Here is a 17,046-nt window from a genome sequence, read left to right as displayed (position 1 = left end):
CAAAATCACTCCGGAGCAACTCGACCTCTTCGCAACCCTGAACCTGCCAAAACCGGCCTGACAGCCTGTTGTCGTCACACAAACGCCACTTCCGGGTGAAAAATATCAAATACTTACGCGATTAACTGTCGAACTTGGGTTGCACGATAAATGATGGGCATAGCGTCCAGCCCATTCCCCCCTCCACCAGGGTCAATGCGCTGTGCACGCTGTCGGTTTCAGCGCGGTCAACAACACCTATTCCGCGCGCTTTTTGGATCGCGATCCAGTTTTGAAACAGGGTTTCTAGGCCAGAGATCCTGACTATGGGCCGATCGGTGCTGGTCGGTACCGAAGACGCCAAACTGCTGCGGGCGGTCACCGCAACAATCGGACTGGTGGCGAGCTTTTCTGACCGTTGGGGTGATGATCCGGGACCCAGGAAAATTTCGACATCGGCTTCGTAACCATAGCGGTCGGGCCGCCAAAGCGCTGTGCGCAACTCCAGCAGGATATCTGGGTGCAAGCAATTGAAATCTGGCAGTTTTGGGATCAGCCAGCGGAATGCGAGACTGGTGTTGCACAGGATCCGCAGGCGCTTGCTCTGCGGTGCTTGATAGCGCGCCAGCGCCGTGCCGATTTGCTCCAACCCCGGTGCGATCTCTGAATACAGACGTGTGCCTGCAGCCGTGAGCGACACCCCGCGCGCTTCGCGGACAAAGAGCTGCCGACCCAATCGGGTTTCGAGGGCTTTGATTTGCTGGCTCAACGCCGCCTGGGTCAGGCCCACTTCGGTGGCAGCGAGCGTCATGCTGCCGAGGCGCGCCGTGGCCTCAAAACCGTGCAGCCAGTTCATGGGTGTTTTCATGGCATAAGAAAATTTATGATTGCAGTATTTGTTTATTTGTTAGCCATGCCACCTGCAATGCTCAATCCTCTTGGTCAGGAGCAAATAGCAGTCAAACGAACCAGCAAGGCGGAGTGACCCAGACATGATCGATGCGGCCGAAGACCAACATAGCAATCTGTTGATTATCATCTCTGACGAGCATCGAAAGGATGCCATGGGCTGTATGGGGCACCCCATTGTGAAAACACCCAACCTTGATTCATTGGCGGCCCGCGGGACGTTGTTTTTGAATGCCTACACCCCATCGCCGATGTGCGTACCAACCCGCGCCAGCATCGCCTGCGGCGACTATGTCCACAACATCGGGTATTGGGACAGCGCCACGCCCTATGACGGTAAGCGGCGCAGCTGGATGCGGCACCTGCGCGATCAGGGTGTTGATGTCACCTCGATTGGCAAACTGCATTTCAGATCAAATCAGGATGACAACGGGTTCACGCGGGAACTGCTGCCGATGCACGTTGTGGGTGGAGTCGGATGGGCAGTCGGGCTGTTGCGCGAAGATCCCCCGGCCTATGATGCGGCAGCGGAGTTGGCGGGGGATGTGGGTGTCGGCCCCAGCAGTTACACCGACTATGATCTTGATATCACGCAAAAAGCGGTGGATTGGCTGCAGGATAAAGATCGCCGCGATACCCCTTGGGCGGCCTTTGTATCCCTGGTCAGCCCGCACTACCCGTTGACCTGCCCGGAACACTATTTCGACCTTTACGACCCGGCGGAGGTGGATCTCCCTGTGGGTTATGGCACGCGCCGCAGACCAGACCACCGAGAGCTGCAGAACATCGCGCGGTTCTTTGACTATGATCGCTATTTTGATGAACAAAAAATGCGCCAGGCCAAAGCGGCCTACTATGGGCTGACAAGTTTTATGGACAATTGCGTCGGCCGCATCCTGCAGGCCTTGCGCGACAGCGGCCAGCAAGACAACACAACGGTGCTTTATGTGTCCGATCACGGTGACATGATGGGCGATCAGGGGTTCTGGACAAAACAGGTCATGTATGAGCAGTCCGCTGGTGTGCCGATGATCGCGGCTGGCCCCGGGTTTCCGGCAGGTCGGCGCGTCACGACCGGCACGTCCCTGATCGATATCGCCGCAACAGCGGTTGATGTGAGCGGGGTTGCGGGGGACGCTATCAGTGCGGCGTTGCCGGGGGTGTCTCTGCGCGACATCGCCGCGGATCGCGATGATCCGGATCGCACCATTTTCAGCGAATATCATGATGGAGGATCAACCACCGGCACCTTTATGGTGCGTTGGCAAACATGGAAATATGTCCATTACGTTGGGCATCCGCCGCAGCTTTTTGATCTGTCGCATGATCCCAATGAATTGCGGGACCTCGCGCCAGATCGCGACAAAGATCCCCATATTCAGGCCGCGCTGCAGGAAGGCGCCGCACGGCTGCGCCAGATCTGCGACCCTGAGGCGGTGAACACGCAGTGTTTTGCGGATCAACAGCGCCGGATTGCCGAACTGGGCGGCAAGGATGCATGTTTGAACGCCTACGCCTTCAACCACACGCCAACCCCATCAGAGCAAGATGACCTGCGGCAGGGCGCACCGCTTTGAGACCGGGTGAGAGCGCGTTGACGGTGGGGTGACGCAGCTGACCCGAAGCAACAGGGCACAGACCAAAGGCCCGCAAATGGCCCGCGCATGGCGTGACGCGCGCACATCAGCGCAGTGTCTGTGTTTTTGACGCGTAATTTCCGGACTTGGCCGACGGACTTTCCTGTGCTTTGTTGGCAACGGGCGATGGGTTCTTGCCTTTTTGTAGTGTGTTTTTGCCGGGTGAGGATTTTGGCTGTCCTGCTTGAATTGTCAGTTTTTGGACGCTGTGCCGCGACAGGGGTTGCCCCTGCATCCTTTGACATCAGGGGTGCGAAACACCGGGCTTTGATCGTTTTGCTGGCAACTGCGCCGGGTGCGCGGCTGCCGCGGTCACGATTGCAAGAAGTGCTCTGGGGGCAGGGCGATTATGACACTGGCCATCAAAACCTGCGCCGGGCCCTGTCGGATCTGCGCAAACTGATCGGTCCCTTTTTCGATACGCTGTTTCACGTCTCCAGCCGAGATGTTGAGTTGGACCTGGCTAAGGTGCGGTTTGTCGGCTCTGCGCGGGATGGCGCGTTTTTGGCGGATCTGTCCATTCGCGAGCCAGGTTTTGCCTCCTGGCAGGCGGAGGTCAACGCGGACAATCGACCACTGGCGCCATTGTTCGGACGGCAGGCATTTGCGGAAAACACCCGTTTGGCACCGCGGATCAGCGTCTTGCCGTTGACCGCCATAGGCGGCGCGCCAGATCTGCCCGCTGTCGGGGATTGGGTTGCGCAGGAAGCCTGCCGGATGATGTCCCGCTCGGCTCTGGTGACGGTGATCTCCCATCTGTCGGGGCGTGTCGTGTCCAAGGGTGTGATCGACGTGCCGACCATACGGCAGAAACTCGACGTGGATTATCTGCTGTATGGGTCCATTCGGACCATGGGGGATGATCTGGTCCTCGACCTTGATCTGATCGAAGCGGTGAGCGGCGAGATCGTCTGGAACCGTCAGACGACGTGCCGCAACGTCGACATTGCCAACGCCTTGCTGCCCTGGCTGGAGGAGGTGGTTCGATCTGTGGGCAAAACAATCGCCCGCAATGCCCTGCGCGAGGCCCGCAGTATGCCCTTGTCGACCCTGTCAAATCATGCGCTGTTGATTGCCGGGGCCACTGCCATGCATGGTCCGCATTTGCAGGATTTTGTGCGCGCCCACGGCCTGTTTGATGAGGCCGTGCGCCGGGCGCCCCAAAACCCGCATCCCCGAGCCTGGCTTGGGAAATGGTATGTCTTGTCGATTTTCAAAGGGCTGAGCGCGGATCGCAAAGCTGACAGCCAAAAGGCCCAGGATTGCACTGCTCAGGCGTTGGATATGGACCCGGAGTCCAGCTTCGCCATGACGATCGACGGGTTTCTTCACTGCAATATCCTGGGCGATATGCAAACGGCTGAGAACCGGTATTTCTGCGCATTGGATGTCTCGCCCAACGAAAGCCTCGCCTGGCTGTTGCGCGGATCGCTTATGGCATTTCGCGACGAAGGCAGCGCAGCCGTGCGTGCGACCACATTGGCCCGCAGCCTGTCGCCGGTTGATCCGTTTGGTTACTATTTCGACAGTCTGGCCAGCTCTGCCCATTTGGCAGGTGGTGACTATGAGACGGCTTTGCGTCTGGCGGAAAAATCGATTTCGAAGAACGACAGCCATTTGTCGACGCTGCGCACGCGGATAGCGGCCCTGCATCTGTTGGATCGCGGCGCAGAAGCGCAGGCCGCCGCGCAGGATTTACAGGTTAAGTTTCCGGATTTCAGGTTGGAAGAGTACCGCAAAACACATCCATCCATGGGGTACAAGATTGGTCAAACAATGGTCGCCGCGTTGGCGGCCTCTGGTGTTCGTTAAAAAGTTGGAGGAAAATATATGTCGCAATATGGTGGTTTGGGAGGTCTTGGCGGCCTCGGTGGACTTGGTGGATTGGGCGGCCTGGGCGGCCTCGGAGGACTGGGAGGTCTCGGGGGCCTCGGAGGGCTAGGCGGGTTCACCGGCCTCGGTGGATTTGTCGGACAACAGGATCCCGGCGGATACGACGCCACCACAACACAGGGTCTGCACAGCACGGCAGAGGCGTTGCGTCACCTCAGCGAAGGACATGCCCCCGAAGGCAATGGCGAACTGGAATTTTCGTCCGCGCAGAACCTCGACAGTCTTGCGATCTGGGTGCGCGGATCGCTTTATGTCAGCGAGTTTTTGTCGGGTTTCAGTGTCACCGCGAACCCCTCGACAGAGCAGGTCAGCATCAAAGTGGACCAAGAAGATGTGCTGACTATTTCCCGCCCCTCTGCGGCACTGTTGGCCGATCAATGCCGGTTTGTCACGGATTATGCCAGTCTGAGGGCGGACCGCGGGGCCGAGGTGATTTCGCAGCTCGGATTCCCGACGCCGTATTTCGCCATGATCCTTGGATTGTTGGAGGCGCAGCACAGCAAAACCATGGAGCTGATCACCGCAACGCAGGTGGTCGCGGCGCATGCAGCCATGATGGTGAAGTTTCATCTGGCCATTCGGCGGCCGGATCAACTGGATCCGCGCATCATGCCGATGATCCCCACACCGGGTCATGGCAGCTTCCCCTCGGCTCACGCGACCGAGGCTTATGCGGTGGCAACCGTCTTGTCGGCTTTGGTGGATACCTGGCAGGCGCCCGCCCATCCAGATCTACGCGCCGCCAAACTGTCCGCTTTGGCGGAACGGATCGCGGTCAACAGAACCGTGGCGGGCGTGCATTACCCCATCGACAGCTGGGCTGGCGCTGCGCTTGGACGTGCGGTCGGACAGGCGATTTTGGGCCGGGCCGGGCTGGACGTGACGTTGATGCCCCATCAGTTGGATGCGCAGGATGTGGATTTCTTCGATGCGGACTTCCGTGACAGTGATCGCGCGGCGCAGGCTGGACTGACAGAGGTTGCTGATGCTGCAGGCGTTCGGCCGGAGCGGGGTGCCTATCTGCGCTGGCTGTGGAAACGCGCGCGCGCTGAAAAGCCGGACGTGGTGTAAGCCCATGTTTGCATCCAGAAGTGGAGGTGCCCCGGACATTCACACTGTCCTCGGGCCCTATGAGCGTTGGGTTTTCTCACAAGAGCTGGGGCGCCCGTTTTCCTTCTCGGCCATATCATCCGGCATCGCGCATCACTATTCCGCGCTGTTGGATCGCCCGGGACAATTGCCGTCTGACAGTGGGCTGGAGTTGCGAGTGCCGCCGATGTGGTCGGCAAATCCGGCGGTCACACCCTTTGCCATGTATGATCCGGCGTCCGCGGTGGATCATCGCGTGCAAAGCCATGATGAGGTCGTCGCGGACATGGTGGGAAAGCTGGGGCAGGGGCCGTTTCGCGTCAATCTGCCCATCGATCCCTTGAGCTGGCCGCAGACATATGACGATCAGGCGCTGCCGGATTGGGACACCACCGGCCCGCCGCCACGCGCCATTGTTGCTGTGATCGACGATGGCTTGCCTTTCGCGCATAAGGCGTTTTTGAACGCCAATGGCGCGTCCCGTCTGGCCTGCTGTTGGTTGCAGGCTGCGCGCGCCGATGACACTGCGGCTGTGCCTTTTGGCAAAGAGCTGTCCAATCGCACCATTGATACCCTGCGCGCTGCATATCCGGGCGATGAACCTGGTCTCCATCGGGCGGCTGGAGCGATCGACACGGATCTGCCCGAAATGGGCGCAACATTGCGCAACCACAGCACCCATGGGGCTCACATCATGGGGCTGGCGGCAGGTAATGCGGTGAATAGCGGGGCCGAAGGTCTTCCTGACGATATTGCCATCATCGCGGTTCAGCTGCCCAACACCGTGGCGTGGGATACATCAGGGTTCGGTAAGGAGGCGTCGATGTTGGCGGCGGTGGAATATGTGTTCCACCGGGCGCGTGCATTGGCGCAGGCCTATGGTCTGGCAGAACTGCCTTTGGTGGTCAATTTCTCCTACGGCTGGAGTGCGACGGGGCATGATGGTGCAACCGCATTCGAAACCGCCGTGCAGCAAATGCTGGAGGATCGCCGCCGCAGCCAGCCCCATACCGCATTTGTGGTGCCTGCTGGCAATCATTTCGAAGACCGTATGCATGCACGTCTCATGGGGTGGTCGATTGCGGATCAGGGTGCCGAGATCGGCTGGTGGTTGTCGCCGGATGATCGCACGTCCAGTTTTCTGGAATTGTGGTGTCCGTCGCAGGCTGATCTGTGGGGATGGTCGCTGATCGTGACGGCGCCGGATGGGCTGCAGGCAAGCTTGCCGCTCGAAGGATCGGATCCCACCTATGTCGAGATGGAGCGGGCAGGCGGCAATATTGCACAGCTTTCGGCTGATACACGGCGCAATGGTCGGCGGCGCGTGATTGTTGCCGTGGTGCCCACCACCAGCCATCCCCGTGATCCGCGGCGCGCGGCCTCTGGCACCTGGACCCTGACCGTGGCCCCCGGGGCAACGCCGCTGGATCCCATGGCATCCATCGATATCTGGGTGCAGCGAGATGACGATCCTGTGCAGCTTGGCACTGGCGGACGGCAAAGTCGCCTGGTGTTTCCGGCATCGCTCTCGGCATCGCTCTCGGCATCGTCAGCGGGCGAGACAGGGCCAAGTGATGGTGAGCCGTTGCCCGTCGTGCGCGGATACGGGGCGCTGAATGGCATTGGAAACGCCGCGTCCATGCTGCGTGTTGCGGGGCGCGTGCAGACCTCTGGCCAGGCGGCCCGCTACAGCAGTGGCCAGGCGATACGGCAGACCGCAGAGGGTGTATTGTCCCTGTCTGAGGCTGAGATCGGCATCAATGCGGTTTCCGACCAAGGCGTCTTTCGGCCTGGATTGCCGTCGATCGCCACCCTGTCGGGCGGTGGCAGCCGCCTGATCGGAACCAGCGCGGCCGCTGCGACAGTGACGCGGGAGATCGCCCGCAACATGGCCGCAGGTCGGGATATGATGGCGGGCTTCCCTGAACAACCACAGCGCGTGGATATCCGTGAATTGGCGCGCCTTGGGCGTGTGAATTTACCTGTGGTTTGCCTGTAGTTGGCGGCTAAACTAACTGAAAGTTAACGATAAAAATCGGCCCCGTGAGTTTCACAGCAAACTCACGGGCGTTTTTCTTTCCTATGCGTCATCTTGGCCCTGCAGAACGTGCTGCTGAAACAGCCGGTGCCAGGAGGACACGATGAAACTTGAAGATCTGATGGGATATATTATCGATCAGCTCGAAGAGGGTCTGACTGGCGGTACTGCAGACCTGCCTTTGCCTGCCAACACTCAGTTGAACTGGTTGTCGCCAGGCATGTCGTTGGACGAAACCTTTTTTGATTTTGCGATTGCCGGTCCATTTGCAGGGCCAACGCCAACGACACTGGAATATTTCCGGGAGCTGGTCGAAACGCTCATGGGGCCACAACAGCCGCAATCCCCCGATTTGGGGGAGGCTGAGGTGCGCCCCATGGGTCTCGACCGGGCGCAGGCCATTGAGGAGGCAAAGCGCCTGTATCAACAGCATTTATTGGGGTGCTGGGAGCAATGGTCGCGGCTGGTTGATTTCATCCCGGCAGCGGCCCCCACCGAAGCGGACAGCAGCTGGAGTGCGGAGCCCGGAGCGGGGCAGAACAAACATGTGTCGGTGGTTTACGGCCAATCAAACCGGAAACTTTCGACGGTCTATAAAGACACGTTGCAGATGTGCGAGGTGGCCGACGACACGTTGAGCGCGGCGGAACAAGCCACGCTGGAGCGGATGAAAGCGCTTTTGTCCACCGAGCAAGAGGTTGTGGATCTGTTGGGCAATACCCGGGTGGAGCCGGTGCCCAGCCCCGCTTTGCAGGCTTATGGAACCTACAAACAGGCCTATGAAGACGCGGTGATCGATTACGCCATGCGTCTGGCACGATCCAACAACGGATCTGCGGCGGATGCGGCTGAGTTCCAGCAATCCGGTGGCATCTACCGACAAAGAGCGATCCAAGCTCAACGCGATTGGATCGCACGCGGGTATAAGAACGATGTCGAACGCGCACAGGCCGCGATCAACCATATCACTGGCAAATCCATGGTGCTGTGGAAAGACAATCTGCTGCAAACTGTGCTGAACCAGGAAAATGCCACCACGGGCCAGTTTGGCGCAGCCTTTGCGCCTGCCAGTGTGATCCCGGGCGGTTTTGCGCGCTCGGGCGGGTGGTCTCGGTTTTCCGAGAAATCCCTGACACGCACAGTGCGCAGTTCACGACAGATACAGGGCGGGGGCGGCCGTATGGGGCTGTCGCTGGGTGCTTTCACCTTGGGTGGTGGCGCAGGCGGCAGCCGCATGTCGCAATCGATGGACTTGTCCCGCTCCGAATTCGGGATCGAGTTCGACTATACCGCTGTTGAAATCATGCGCACGGCGTTTGAGCCGTCGTTCTTTGACTCTCGCGGATGGCGGGCCTCTGCCAGTTTCCGGCGGGATTATCAGACCGACCAGCATTCCGACGGTGGGGCGCCGCCGGTTGGCGCCATGATCGGCTACCCGACCAAAGCGCTCTTTGTGCGCAATCTCGTGATCCACTCGAGCGAAGTGGCCTCCTATCTGAGAGCGAAGCAGAGCGCGGCCAATGGTGGTGGGTTTGTTGGGATCGGTCCGTTTGTGATTGGTGGGCGCTATCAACAATCCAATCGCAGCTCCAAGCGGAACTATGAAATCGACGATGCGACGATCCGCGTCCAGGGCATGCAGCTGATCGGGTTCCTGTCGCATCGTTTCAACAAGACATCGGATCCGTCACCCGACATTCAGGCGTGGATCTGAACGTCATGCAACCGGGGCTTCATATCGGTTTGCTGGCATGGCTTCACGCCCAATGCGATAGCAGGGGCTTTGCGGCATGGCCGCACATTCCGATGCAAATCGCCATGTCTCGGCTCGAAACAGCCCGGAACAGTCAGGATTTTGCCCAGATCGCGGATTTCTCCCGCATGGTCAATTTTCCGGCCCGACGCGGGAGTGCCGCGCAGCCCTATGCGCAGACACCTTTGTGGCAGGTGCATCTCGGGATGCTGCGCGACATGATCTTTGCCCATCGGGCCTGGAGCGATGCAGAGGATGCAGAATATCGTGCCGCGCGGGCCGTGCTCTATGACACATCGCAGGGTGATGTGTTTGCGCCGCTGTCTGAGGCCTATTTGTTGTACAGGGAATATGCCCGGATCTACGCTGAGCTGCAGCTCTCCGAGGCTGATCCTATGCTTCTAAACTCTGCCATGACCGACTGGTTGGTCCATGGCTCCAAATCGCAAATCGAGGCTGCAGAGGCAACGATTGCGAGGCTGGCATCGCGTTCGACACTCCCACTTGCCAATGACGATCGCGTGCGTATCGACAGTCTACTGCCCGTGGATCCCACTGGCTTGACCTACGCGATGACCAGCTTTTCTCCACTGTCGGCCTCCACGGAGGCTGGCTGGTTGCGGGCAGAGGTGGATCTGTCGGCAATTGATCCGGTTCTGGATCATGACAGTGCTGGGCAACGGGCCTGGCGGTCCTGGCTTGGTGCGCGCAGAGGGGTGGTGTCCTTTCGCTATGTGATGCTTGTCCTTCATCGCGAGTGGTTCACGGATGTGATCTATCGGGGCGAAGATTGGACCCGAGAGGGCGGCAAGGTATCGGATGGCAGCGGCACCCATGGCGCGTTGGCAGCTGTGCCCAACAGGCTCTTCCTGGTGCGTCAGGTCACCGTGAAGTTGGATCGCCCCAAACCCGATGCGCAAACCGGCCCGCGCGTGTCGGACGACGCGATCCATGCTGTTCTGCATCGCAAGCTGCGGTCTGGTCCTCGGGCGAAGCCATCAGGTCGATTGACTGCATCGGCGCGTGTATTGTCGGCCAATGCCGGGGCGAATACCGGGGCCAGTTTGCGTAAGGGGGTGCGCCCTGGCGTACTGGCCGGTCGGGCGGCGACGCTGGGCGCGCGCAAACGCAGCCCGCAGACTGTGGTTCGCATGCTCAGGACTCTGCCACATCACGACAATGGAACCGACGGTGCTGCGATGCGTGTGGTGACGCCTTCCAAACCGGTGACGGCCAAGATGGCGTTCCTGCGGTCTGCCGTGATCGAAAAGCTGGATCAGGGGCGGATCTATCAGCGGTTGCAACACGCGGCTGATCTGATTTCGCAACGCAACCGCAATGCGACGCAGGAGGTGATCCCAAACCAACCGCCAGCCGGGACAACCAGACACCCGCCGCCCTCTGATACCATTTGGGTGGTCGGGTTTGGCTGTGATCCGCTCCCCCAAGCCCCCAATCCGAACCCGAACTATAGCTGGCCCAACGGCGTCGCCGCGCAATTTTCCTGAAGGAGACCGCATCATGTTGACTGCAAATCGTTTTACAACGGTTCCGACATACGCCAGCGCAAAACGTCTGGAGCAGGCGGCGGCCAATCTGGCGCCGATTTCGCGGCGCGAGCGTGACAAAGGCGCCGTTGTGGCCATTCAAACGGCGCTTGCTGCGTTGAACAATGGCTATATGGCTGGGGCAGAAATTGATGGTGCCTTCGGGCGCCGCACAGAAGCAGCGGTTGAGGCGTTTCAGCGCGACTATGGTCTAGTCGCGGATGGTGTGGTCGGACGTCAGGTTTTGCTGCAGTTGGAGGAGATTTTTGCGGGTGAGGCTTCTCGTCCGCCCCATGGCGTGAGCCTGCATGTCGGTGTCGATAATGTGGATCCCAATCATTACGGCGCGCCGCTGACCCTGCCGTCCTGCATCAATGATGCGCGGGAAATGGAGCGGATCGCGCAATCGCTTGGCTATGATACCGCCCGTCTGGAAGATCAGGACGCCACGACGGCCAATGTCGCGGGATTCCTGCGCAATGCTGCCAGAACGCTGTTTGCAGGGGATGCGGTGTTTGTCACCTATTCGGGTTATGGCAGTCAGGTGACCAACCTGTCGGTGGATGAAGAAACCGACGGGCGGGATGAAACCCTGTGCCTCTATGACAGAATGTTGATTGACGATGAGTTGTATGCGTTGCTGTCGGAATTTCGCGAAGGTGTGCGGGTTCATCTGGTGTTTGACAGCTGCCATTCTGGAACTGCGTTTAAGATGATCGCGGTCAACCCCTTGGAGCTTGCAGATGCTGAACGCTCGGCCCATCGCAACAACATCGTTGGCTTGATGACATCCGTTCCGCCGGTGATTGCGCCGGACCTGTCACCGGACGATGCGGTAGCCGCAATCACGCCAATCGCTCCGCAGGCGCTGGCAGGGGCCCTGGATGGGGAGTTGCCGGAATTGGACCCTGTCCGCAGGCCAAGCGCAGCCGTGGCGGAACAAACCGCGGAAATGTTTGCCGATTTGTTGGACCACGGCACAAATGGCGGCCCCAAATTTGTCGATGGCGCGCAGTTTTACGAAAAAAACCAGCCGCTCTACGACTCTGTGCGCACCGCCGTTGGCAACCGGGAGCGGGAAGAGCTGGCCTGCACGTTGACGGCGTTTTCTGCGGCCATGGACCACCAAACCACCCCTGCGGGCAATCCGTTGTCTTTGTTCACTTTCAACATCTCGCAGACCTGGAACAACGGCGGCTTCAACGGCAGCTATGCACAGTTTCACCGGGCGGTTTTGAAACGCTCTCGCCCTGACGCCACGCCGCAGCTGGCTGCGGAGGGATCCATGGGTGCGACAGCCCGCCTGCAGGAGCGCCCCTTTTCATTGTGAAAGCCGTATTTGAATGTGCCAGCTGGGGACGGCACGCCTCCGCCGATGTCGGTTTTCGGGTTTCCGGCATCTGCAATTCCGGGGGGAAGGGGGCGCCATGGGGCGCCCCCGCTTATGTTTCAGGGTGACGCTAGTGGGGCGCGGGGCCTTTGGCCGCCGTGATCTCAATCCGCACAGGAGATGATAGCGCCGACAGGCCGAATGTGACTTGCCTCAGGCTTATGGGCCTAATGCTGATTGGCCTAGTGTTAGCTGTCTTATTGTGTGTCTTCCGGCTCTGTTACGACCAACCGAAGGCTGACGGCTTGCTTTGCTTCCGCGGTGTCGGCCTCATCCGTTCTGGCTGCGAGATAGGAAACAGACCCACCGCCTGCTTGGCCTGCGTCATGTTGCAGTTGGGCCAGGGTCTGCAGCAAGAGCGGTTTGCGGATCGGCTTTTGCAGGAACATGTCCATCCCTGCCTCCAAACAGGCGCGGCGGTCACTGTCGAAGGCATTCGCAGTCAGCGCTACGATTTTGGGCTGTTTGTGTTCTGTGGCCCGGATCTGACGGGTCGCATCAAGGCCGTCCACCTCCGGCATCGACATATCCATCAGGATCAGGTCCGGCTGATGGCGGGCGCACAGCTCCACCGCTTCACGGCCATTGGTGGCCTCAAAGACTTCCAAAGGTGTGTTCTGCAGGTATTTGCGCAACAGCAACCGGTTGGTTGTATTGTCGTCTGCAACCAGGATAGTGCCGGGGTGCAGCTCGGGCAGCGCGGTTATTTCGCTGGCTTGGATGGTGTCGGTATTGTCCGACGCAGGTTTGAACGTGATTTCCAGCCGGAAACAGGTGCCTTTGCCCAGTTCGGATGTCAGCGAGATGCCACCACCCATGCGCTGAGCCAGGATGTTGGAAATTGTCAGGCCCAGACCGGTGCCACCAAATGTGCGGGTGGTCGCGGCATCTGCCTGTGAAAAACGTTCAAACACCTGGTCGACATGTTCCGACGAAATGCCGATCCCGGTGTCGATCACCTCAAAAATCAGCCGGTGTGGATCCGTCGATGCGGTGGATACATGCAATCCAACGCTGCCCTTGGGGGTGAATTTCACCGCATTTCCCAGCAGGTTCACCAGGATCTGGCGGATCCGCCCCTTGTCGCCACGAATGTGTGTTGGCACATCAGGCGCAAAGGTCTGCACAAAAGACAGCTGTTTTTCCTGCAGTTTCGGACGCAGCATATCAATGACGCCATCCACGCAGGCTTGCAGGTCAAAGTCTTCTTCGCTGATCTCCACCATGCCTGCATCCAGCCGGGACAAATCCAGAATGTCGTTGATGATGGTCAACAGCGCGGTCGAGGAGTCGCGAATGGTGTCCACGCATTGCGCCTGATCACTGCTGAGGTCGGTGGCCGCCAGAATATCCGCCATTCCGATGATCCCATTCATTGGCGTTCGGATTTCATGGCTCATATTGGCAAGGAACTCTGATTTCGCCTGATCCGCTTTCTCGGCCGCTTGTTTTGCCACTGTCAATTCGCTGTTACGGGTGGTGAGCGCCCGGTTGGCCCGTTTTAGATCATTGGACAGCTCCACATCGCGGGTCACATCCCAGTCGACCCCGATCATGCGCATGTGGTTATGCTGATCCCGGTATGTGCGCCCAAGAGAACGAATGTTCTTGCGCTGACCAGACGCCAATTCGATTGTGAAATCAACGGAGTACTGGCTGCCGTCGCGGATGGCCTTTGCGATCAGATTGAACACTCTGTCGCGCTGTTCCGGTACGATGAGGGACCGCCAGGTCGACAGCGGGACTTTGTCGCGCAGGATCGGATCGCCATAGAGGTGCCGCATGCGACGGTCCCAGATCGCGTGGTCGTTGACCTGGTCGACTTCCCAGATGCCGATCTTTGAGGTCACAACCGCCATCTCCAAACGCCGCGAGAGCGTTTCCAATTCGCGTTCGCGGCCTTTCAGCGTGTCGATCACCGAGCGGCGCGCCGCAGACAGGCGCCCGGCCATCGCGGTCGGAAACAGAATGAACAGGCCCGCCAGCACGATCGTCAGGCGCAGCTGCCATTGGTTTGCCGGTTGCGCGGGCCAACCGCCTTGCGGGCGTGCCGCCATTTGCCAACTGCCGTTTGGAAACGAAATCTCCATGAAAACGGGATCGTCAGTCAGGATTTCGGCAGCGCCATAGAACTGCTCCCCCTCGGCGCCCATACCGTCGCGGCCTACCAGTGCCACATCGATCATCAGGTTTGGATTGCTGAGCCCTGATGCGGCAAAGATCTTGTCCACGTCGATGACCGCCGACAGAATGCCCCAGAATTCGCGTTTTTTCGGCGGGCCGGTGAAGATTGGAAAGCGGCTGATCAGGCCCTGACCGCCTTGCATCAGCGTAACAGGTCCGGCAAGCACCATCTTACCGGTATCGCGGGTGCGCAGCGCGGCCTCTCGCTGGGCGTCATTTTTGTTGTAATCAAGGCCCAGAACAGCCTCGTTGCCCTCCAATGGATGGACCATGGTGACGACCAGATTGGGGGCCGCACCCAGATTTCTGATCTCAGACCGGTCGGTCAGCAGGAAGGACGCCAGGGCCGAGAACTCTTCCTGGGTCATGCTGGGGTAATTGGACATGATCGCGGTCAATCCGCGGATCAGCTGGATATCGGAGGCCAGGTTGCCTTCCAGCCGCGCGCGGATCAGCCCAGCCTCATAGCGCACATCCGCGCGCAGTTTCTGGTTGGAGACAGCGGTGTTTTGGAGATCTGCGTAAACGCCTGCCCAGACAATCACCACAAAAGCAACCAAGGTCGGCAAATACGTCCTGTTGCTGAGCGCCTGAACCCAGGTTTTCGGCAGAAAGCTCATGTAGATCCCAAACTTGTGATGGCCCGTGAGTAGTCTTTGCCAGATATACTTAAATTCGTTCGTTCCGGCTTAACGAATGTGTCTTTTCAATCCGGGTGTGGCGAAAATATCCGATTTTTTGCATTCAACCCGTGAGTGTTTGCAGCGCTCACAACCTGCTCTTGTGGTCGGGGCTGGATCTCTTGGATTTGGGCGGTGCTGCACCGCGGATTCACCTATCGGCAACTGCCGACTGTGGCAGTCTACCTCGGTGGCGGGCAGCGTTTACGATTTCGTAACTGCTGTGATCTATTGAAAGTCTAGTTGAATTTTAAGGGTAAGATAAAAGCATCCTCAAAAATCAACCCTTGAGTGATCTGCCTGGGTGATAAGCCTGAGTGATCAGCCTAGGTGATTTGGCCGGATAAATTGGCGGTGCGAGGGGTGACATGTTCCAGTCACTGCCTGGCGGCCGTCCAATATGAGCGATGCGAGATGGGGTTCTTCGGAACATATGCCCGTAGTGAAACAACCGGTGCGGCATGTGCCGATGTGTGTTCTGTGGAGTGCCTATTGCAGGACTCACATGCCGCCGCCGAAAGGGGCCGGAGTATTTCTCCGTCCCCGGAAACAACGCCATCGCAGATGTTTGCTGCGGTGGCGTTTTTTTATCCTAAAACAGCGCGCTATCTGATCTTTGTCAAAGTTCTTGGGCCGGTTTTGGTGTTGTCTTGGCCCATCACTTTGATGGGGAGATCGACAATGATCCGGCTTGCATCCATTCTTTATTCGCTGATTTCCACCAGCTTGGCTGGTGCGGCTGTCGTCGCCGTATTGGTCGCAGGTGACGCGACCGCCATGACCATCGCAGGCGCCGCTGCGGGCGGGGCCGTGTTGGCCATTCCGGTTGCGGTTCTGGTGGCGCGCAGGCTCTATCAGGGTTAGCGGCCACTATTCTGGGCTATGCGCTGTTAGGCGTCGAAAAAGCTCTGCGCTGTGGCCACAAATGCCCGTGGATTTTCGGCGTGCAACCAATGCCCACTGTTGGGCAGTTTGGCGAAATGGGGCTGCTCAAACAGCGCTTTGATCGTTGGACGATGCTCTGGCAACACATAGTCGGAGTTGGCCCCGGCAAGGAACAAGGTCGGCTTGGCGAAAACGGGCGTTGTGCCATCGTAGGACAGATCCGGGAAGCCCATGATCAGCGGCATGTCCTTCTCCAGCGTATCGAGGTTCAGGCGCCACGCCTTGCCCGGCAGATCCAAAGATTGGGTGAAGAAGCTCTGGAGCGCCGGTTCAACCCCGTTTGCGGCCAGTTGGGCCTCGGCGTCTGAACGGCGTTCGACCGTGTTCAGGTCCACATTGCGCATCGCGTGAACAAACTGGATCTGGCTGTGGCTGTAAGGAACCGGAGCAATGTCAGCGACCAGCAAACGGCGCAGGAGATCCGGCTGCGTCAGGGCCAGCGTCATCGCGGCCTTTCCGCCCATGGAATGGCCAATCAGATCCACTGGGCCGCCAAGCGCGGTGATGACCTCTGCTAGATCGGCAGCCATATCCGTGTAGCTGTGGCGATCCGTCCAAGCGCTGTGACCGTGGTTGCGCATGTCGACGGCGATCACCTCGCGGTCGCTGCACAGCCGTTTGGCAATCGCCCCCCAATTTCGCGCAGAGCCATAAAGACCATGGGCGATCAGCAGAGTGGATTTATCAGACGGGGCGCCATGGCGGATCATGTTCAGCATGGCCTGTTGATAGCCCGCGAATGGGCCCGCTGCCAGCCTGTTTCCGCGCAATCGCGGGCAGGAGGGGGATCATTTGATTGTTCCCATCTGCAGATCGGTCTATCCGTTGGGGACACCAACATGTGGGACTGGGATGTCGGACCAGCTAGGCAGCACACCTATAAATTCCTTATCATTCGTATTGGCTTGTGCTTCATTTCCAGCAAAACAACATGCTGGGGTGTGAAAATGGCGCGTTCGGACATGAGCGATCTGGAGTGGGAGTTCATCAAGGCAGTCTTGC

General features: G+C 59.1%; 11 protein-coding genes. 8 read left to right on the top strand and 3 right to left on the bottom strand.

What is annotated here, in order from left to right:
* Positions 1-121: 121 nt before the first annotated feature.
* Positions 122-835, bottom strand: coding sequence for a LysR family transcriptional regulator (locus tag Q0C28_RS00330; RefSeq protein WP_293572659.1), 714 nt, complete (start codon positions 833-835; stop codon positions 122-124).
* A gap of 136 nt (positions 836-971) precedes the next feature.
* Here Q0C28_RS00330 and Q0C28_RS00325 point away from each other — a divergent pair, with 136 nt between their 5' ends.
* The 7 genes from Q0C28_RS00325 to Q0C28_RS00295 all read left to right on the top strand — a co-directional run bounded on the left by Q0C28_RS00325 (position 972) and on the right by Q0C28_RS00295 (position 12,175).
* Positions 972-2,465: a sulfatase-like hydrolase/transferase gene (locus Q0C28_RS00325; RefSeq protein ID WP_293572658.1), complete on the top strand. Its 1,494-nt coding sequence runs from the start codon at positions 972-974 to the stop codon at positions 2,463-2,465.
* 327 nt (positions 2,466-2,792) lie between these two features.
* A complete protein-coding gene (locus Q0C28_RS00320; RefSeq protein WP_293572657.1) occupies positions 2,793-4,337 on the top strand; it encodes a hypothetical protein in 1,545 nt (514 codons plus the stop codon).
* Between the two features lie 18 nt (positions 4,338-4,355).
* Positions 4,356-5,489 carry a phosphatase PAP2 family protein gene (locus Q0C28_RS00315; RefSeq protein ID WP_293572656.1) on the top strand — a complete coding sequence of 378 codons (1,134 nt, stop codon included), beginning with the start codon at positions 4,356-4,358 and terminating at the stop codon, positions 5,487-5,489.
* Between the two features lie 4 nt (positions 5,490-5,493).
* A complete protein-coding gene (locus Q0C28_RS00310; protein ID WP_293572655.1) occupies positions 5,494-7,506 on the top strand; it encodes a S8 family serine peptidase in 2,013 nt (670 codons plus the stop codon).
* Between the two features lie 142 nt (positions 7,507-7,648).
* The gene (locus Q0C28_RS00305) at positions 7,649-9,259 is read left to right on the top strand and encodes a hypothetical protein (RefSeq protein WP_293572654.1); all 1,611 of its coding nucleotides are present in this window, start codon (positions 7,649-7,651) and stop codon (positions 9,257-9,259) included.
* A gap of 104 nt (positions 9,260-9,363) precedes the next feature.
* Entirely contained in the window at positions 9,364-10,806 is a 1,443-nt protein-coding gene (locus Q0C28_RS00300; RefSeq protein WP_293572653.1) for a hypothetical protein, read from the top strand.
* Positions 10,807-10,819: 13 nt separating this feature from the next.
* Positions 10,820-12,175 carry a peptidoglycan-binding protein gene (locus Q0C28_RS00295; RefSeq protein ID WP_293572652.1) on the top strand — a complete coding sequence of 452 codons (1,356 nt, stop codon included), beginning with the start codon at positions 10,820-10,822 and terminating at the stop codon, positions 12,173-12,175.
* A 257-nt stretch (positions 12,176-12,432) separates the two neighbouring features.
* On the opposite strand, the gene Q0C28_RS00290 is transcribed toward Q0C28_RS00295, so the two are convergent.
* Positions 12,433-15,039, bottom strand: a complete 2,607-nt coding sequence (locus tag Q0C28_RS00290; RefSeq protein WP_293572651.1) for a response regulator — start codon at positions 15,037-15,039, stop codon at positions 12,433-12,435.
* A gap of 741 nt (positions 15,040-15,780) precedes the next feature.
* Between Q0C28_RS00290 and Q0C28_RS00285 the strand changes: the two genes are divergently transcribed.
* Positions 15,781-15,963, top strand: a complete 183-nt coding sequence (locus Q0C28_RS00285) for a hypothetical protein (RefSeq protein WP_293572650.1) — start codon at positions 15,781-15,783, stop codon at positions 15,961-15,963.
* A 26-nt stretch (positions 15,964-15,989) separates the two neighbouring features.
* Here the strand turns inward: Q0C28_RS00285 and Q0C28_RS00280 are convergent, their stop codons facing one another.
* A complete protein-coding gene (locus Q0C28_RS00280) occupies positions 15,990-16,763 on the bottom strand; it encodes an alpha/beta fold hydrolase (protein WP_293572649.1) in 774 nt (257 codons plus the stop codon).
* Between the last annotated feature and the right edge of the window lie 283 nt (positions 16,764-17,046).

Source organism: Phaeobacter sp. (genome assembly GCF_022825805.1).
GTDB lineage: Bacteria > Pseudomonadota > Alphaproteobacteria > Rhodobacterales > Rhodobacteraceae > Phaeobacter.
This window is presented reverse-complemented; position numbering and strand designations above follow the sequence as displayed.